The following is a 4,582-nucleotide window of genomic DNA, read 5'->3' on the forward strand; positions in this document are numbered from 1 at the left end:
GGCGGCGCGTACCATCGCCGGGCAGGGTTTTCGCGGCACCGCCACTGATGTGACCGAAGAAATGGAAGCGCGCCAACGTGTCGAGTACCTTTCCCGGCACGACGTGCTGACAGGGCTGCCCAACAGGCACCAGTTGCGCGATTTCCTGGAAGGCACGCTGGCACCCTCCCTGGCAGCGGGCGCGCCCCTGGTCATGCTGACCATTGATCTGGACCGGTTCAAGCCGGTCAACGACCTGCTCGGACACGCGACCGGCGACCGGGTACTGCGCCAGATTGCCGCCCGCATCAAGCAGTGCGTGCGCACCGAGGACCTTGTAGCGCGCGTGGGCGGCGATGAGTTCGTCATGGTGGTCGCTGGCAAGGTGGAGCACGCGGAAGTCGAAGCCATTTGCCAGCGATTGATCGCGCTGATCGAACAAGTGATGGTCATCGATGGCCAGGAAATCTTCGTCAGCGCCAGTGTCGGCATCGCGATGGCGCCCACGGACGCCTCGCAGGCCGCCGAGCTGCTGCGCTATTCCGACATTGCCCTGTACGAGGCGAAGGCCAGCGGACGCGGCACCTGGCGCTTCTATGACAGCGAGATGAACAACCGCATCATCGAGCGCCGCCGGCTGGAAAGCGATCTTCGCTATGCGATCAGCCACGACGAGCTGCGGCTGCACTTCCAGCCCAGGTTGCGCATCAATGACGGTCAGATGATGGGCGCCGAGGCACTGGTGCGCTGGCAGCACCCGGAGCGGGGCTTGCTGGCACCCGATGCGTTCGTGCCGATTGCCGAGGAAACAGGGCTTGTCATCGCCTTGGGTGACTGGGTGATGAACACGGCATGCCGGCAGGCGGTGCAGTGGCCCGATGACCTGTGCGTGTCGGTGAACATCTCGTCGAAGGAATTCCAGGGCGAGCAACTGGTCGAGCGGGTCAAGTCCGCCCTGGCCACTTCTGGCCTTGCGGCGCGAAGGCTCGAGCTGGAAGTGACTGAAAGCGTGATGCTCGAAGACGCGGAACATGCGCTGGAATTGATGCGGGCGCTGAAGACACTGGGCGTAAGGCTGTCGATGGACGACTTCGGCACGGGCTACTCGTCCCTGAGCTATCTGCGGTCGTTCCCGTTCGATGGCCTCAAGATCGACCGCAGCTTCGTTAGCCGGCTGGGCGAGAGCGAGCCTGACCTGGCGATCGTGGAGGCGGTGATCGGCCTTGGCAAGGCGCTGTCACTGACCGTCACGGCCGAAGGCATCGAAACGCTGGAACAGCTGCGGCTGCTTGATTCCGTTGCCTGTGACGAGGGCCAGGGCTACTTCCTGAGCCGGCCCTTGGAACCGGCCCAGTTCGAGGAATGGCTGCTGCCTCGCCGCTAGCCACCGTACCGCCATGGGGGCGCAAGGGTGCCTCATCGGCGCTGTTTGACATGCTGGCGCACGCAGCGGATAAGCTCCAGCAGGTACTGATTCTCGACAGGCACCATGATGTCCACGGTGTGCGCGCGCGCGGGCTCGCCGTCGGAGATGGTCACCAGGTACCGCTGGCAGTCCGCCGACCCTTTTGGCGGCAGGCACAACTGGGCGGGCAGACGGAAGAAATCCGCCGCCTGCAACAGCTCGCGAATCCTTGCCTGCTCGAGCAGCGGCAGGGTGTCGACATCCAGCCGTGAAGGTTTGGCAAGGCCCGGGAGAAAGGCGATCCCGCCGATTTGCTTCAGTTCGATCAGCACGTCCGCGCTCCTCTAGATGACAATGCCCACGGCAGCCCACCCCGCGCTGACCGCCTGTTGCACGGGGCTGCCGACACCATGGCTGCGCCCGGCCACGTCCGCCGTGACCCGGGCGAACGCCAGGAAACCGATGTCTGGCCGCACCCGCGGATCCCTCAGCGTGTCATACCAGATCCTGCCGGCCGTCTCCCAGGCGTGACCGCCGATGCGCATGGCCACCTGGAAGAACGCGTGGTTGGGAATGCCCGAATTGATGTGCACGCCGCCGTTGTCCTCGAAGGTGTCGACGTACTGGTCCATATGGCCGGGTTGTGGGTCCTTGCCGAGCAGCTCGTCATCGAACGCCGAGCCCGGATTGCTCATCGAGCGCAGCGCCTGGCCGTTGATGCCCGGGGCCAGCAGGCCTTTGCCGATCAGCCAGTCAGCCTGGTCGGCGGTCTGGCCTGTGGCGTACTGCTTGATCAGCGCGCCGAACACGTCCGAGACCGACTCGTTCAGCGCACCGGCCTGGTTGAAGTAGACCAGCTGCGCCTCATCCTCGATCACCCCATGGGACAGTTCATGCCCGATGACCTCCAGGGCGATGGTGAAGCGGTTGAAGACCTCGCCGTCGCCATCGCCGAAGACCATCTGCGCCGAGTTCCAGAACGCGTTGTTGTAATCCTCGCCGAAATGCACCGTGGCATCCAGGCGCATGCCCGCATCGTCGATGGAGTTGCGACCGTAGACCTGCGCGAAGAAATCAAACGTCAGGCCAAGTCCGTCGTAGGCTTCGTCCACGGCGGGATCGCCGGTCGCGGCCTGGCCTTCGGCACGGGCGAGCGTGCCCGGTAGCGACTGGGTACCGTTCGCGCTGTAGATCGTGCGCTGCTTCTCCAGCCGCTGGGCCAGCTGAATGCTGCGCCGGGGCTGGCGCAGGTTCTGGTTAGACAGGCGCATGGCGCGCAGGGTGCTGTCCACGGCACGGGTGTGGAGGGCCGCGTTGCGCTGGGCGGGGGTGCCGTTGCGGGCGATGGAGTTGAGAATGTAGGGGGGGACCAGGCAATGGACGGGATTGCGGCAATGGGGGTGGCGGCACATGCATACCTCCTGCACGAAGCGTTTCGGGACCGGGGCCGATTCACAGTCGAACAGTGTTCATCATAGTCTTGCCGAGCTTGGGGCAAATAACCTTTCGAGCTAACGGGAAGGGTATGCCATTCAACAGGATATCGAGTGCAGTGCAGACTTGCGGTGTCAGTGGGGGCACTGACACCGCAAATCCATCAATCACCTGCAGCAGAGCTGCTGGTGCCGCTGGACACTCCATCGTCCGCGACCTGATCGACGTTCACCGGCGCGGCGGGATGGAGAGAATGTGATCCGTTTCTTCCGTTTGCCTGGATGCTGTCATCCGTGAGGCCGGCGGCTTCATCGGGGTTGATGGCGGGTGCCGGGTCGGTCGAAGGCGGGTAAGAAGCGGATTCGCTGTCGGTACTGGCTGCGCTGTAGTCCGTCGTCGTGCCTGAGAGCGCTGTGGGGCTGGCCGCGGCAAGCAAGGTTGCCATGACCGCGCTCAATGAGAGACTGCTCATTGTCGTACGCCTCCTTTCTAGAGTCGCACAGTAAAGTCTGGACCCGGTGGCGGAAGGGGCGCAGGTAGGCGACCGGCGGCGGGCGCTGGCCGGTCTCGCCAACCGCCAGGGCAGATCGCCCAAGACTTCCAGCCGAAAAATCCGGATAATGGCGGCCACTTCGTTTTGCTCGGTATTATGGTATTCCCGCATGGAAATCAAGGTCAACTTTCTAGACAACCTCCGGCTTGAGGCCAAGTTCGATGATTTCACGGTGGTGGCTGACCAACCGATTCGCTATAAAGGCGATGGTTCGGCGCCCGGCCCGTTTGATTATTTCCTGGCATCGTCGGCGTTGTGCGCGGCGTACTTTGTGAAGTTGTACTGCGAGACCCGCAATATACCGACCGACAATATCCGGCTCTCGCAAAACAATATTGTCGACCCGGAAAACCGCTATAACCAGATCTTCAAGATCCAGGTCGAATTGCCCGCCGATATCTCCGCCAAGGACCGCCAGGGCATCCTGCGTTCGATCGACCGTTGCACGGTGAAGAAGGTCGTGCAGACCGGCCCAGAGTTCGTGATCGAGGAAGTGGAAAGCCTGGATGCCGATGCCCAGGCGTTGCTGATGCTTGATCAGGGTTCGAACGCGAGTACCTATATCGCGGGCAAGGATCTGCCACTGGAGCAGACCATCGCCAACATGTCGGCCATTCTGGCCGACCTGGGCATGAAGATCGAAATCGCCTCGTGGCGCAATATCGTTCCCAATGTGTGGTCGCTGCATATTCGCGACGCGCATTCGCCGATGTGCTTCACCAACGGCAAGGGCGCCACTAAAGAAGGTGCATTGGCGTCGGCGCTGGGCGAGTTCATCGAGCGGCTCAATTGCAACTTCTTCTACAACGACCAGTTCTGGGGCGAAGACATCGCCACTGCACCGTTCGTGCATTACCCGAACGAGCGCTGGTTCCAGCCGGGCCGCAAGGACGCGCTGCCCGCGGAGATTCTCGACGCCTATTGCCTCGCGGTCTACAACCGCGATGGCGAGCTGCGTGGCTCGCACTTGTACGACACCAACTCGGGCAACGAAGAGCGCGGGATCTGCTCGCTGCCGTATGTGCGTCAGTCGGATGGAGAGGTGGTGTACTTCCCCTCCAACCTGATTGAAAACCTGTACCTGAGCAATGGCATGAGTGCCGGCAACACGCTGGCCGAGGCGCAGGTGCAGTGCCTGTCTGAAATCTTCGAGCGCGCGGTGAAACGTGAAATCCTGGAGCGCGAATACGCGCTGCCCGATGTGCCGCAAG

General features: G+C 62.7%; 5 protein-coding genes. 2 read left to right on the forward strand and 3 right to left on the reverse strand.

Annotated features, from left to right (window positions below):
• Nucleotides 1–1,363: putative bifunctional diguanylate cyclase/phosphodiesterase (locus VJS90_RS13205; protein ID WP_324122096.1), on the forward strand; the 1,363-nt coding region annotated here is incomplete at its 5' end.
• Nucleotides 1,364–1,395: 32 nt separating this feature from the next.
• Here the strand turns inward: VJS90_RS13205 and VJS90_RS13210 are convergent.
• From VJS90_RS13210 to VJS90_RS13220, 3 genes are all read right to left on the reverse strand, one after another.
• Nucleotides 1,396–1,716 (reverse strand): protealysin inhibitor emfourin, encoded by a 321-nt coding sequence (locus VJS90_RS13210; RefSeq protein WP_324122097.1) that lies wholly within the window; start codon nt 1,714–1,716, stop codon nt 1,396–1,398.
• A gap of 12 nt (nt 1,717–1,728) precedes the next feature.
• On the reverse strand, nt 1,729–2,796 hold the full coding sequence (locus VJS90_RS13215; protein ID WP_324122098.1) for a M4 family metallopeptidase: 1,068 nt from the start codon (nt 2,794–2,796) through the stop codon (nt 1,729–1,731).
• Nucleotides 2,797–2,981: 185 nt separating this feature from the next.
• On the reverse strand, nt 2,982–3,290 hold the full coding sequence (locus tag VJS90_RS13220) for a hypothetical protein (protein WP_324122099.1): 309 nt from the start codon (nt 3,288–3,290) through the stop codon (nt 2,982–2,984).
• A 190-nt stretch (nt 3,291–3,480) separates the two neighbouring features.
• On the opposite strand from VJS90_RS13220, the gene VJS90_RS13225 reads away from it, so the two are divergent.
• Nucleotides 3,481–4,582, forward strand: a 1,102-nt coding sequence (locus tag VJS90_RS13225) for a YcaO-like family protein (protein ID WP_324122100.1), incomplete at its 3' end; no start/stop codon positions are given.

Origin of the sequence: Pseudomonas sp. (genome assembly GCF_035277045.1) — a bacterium.
Classification (GTDB): Bacteria; Pseudomonadota; Gammaproteobacteria; order Pseudomonadales; family Pseudomonadaceae; genus Aquipseudomonas.

Excerpts from the sequence above, each read along its gene's own strand:
- VJS90_RS13215 (WP_324122098.1), bottom strand. The coding sequence starts at position 2,796 with ATGTGCCGCCACCCCCATTGCCGCAATCCCGTCCATTGCCTGGTCCCC.
- VJS90_RS13220 (WP_324122099.1), bottom strand. The coding sequence starts at position 3,290 with ATGAGCAGTCTCTCATTGAGCGCGGTCATGGCAACCTTGCTTGCCGCG.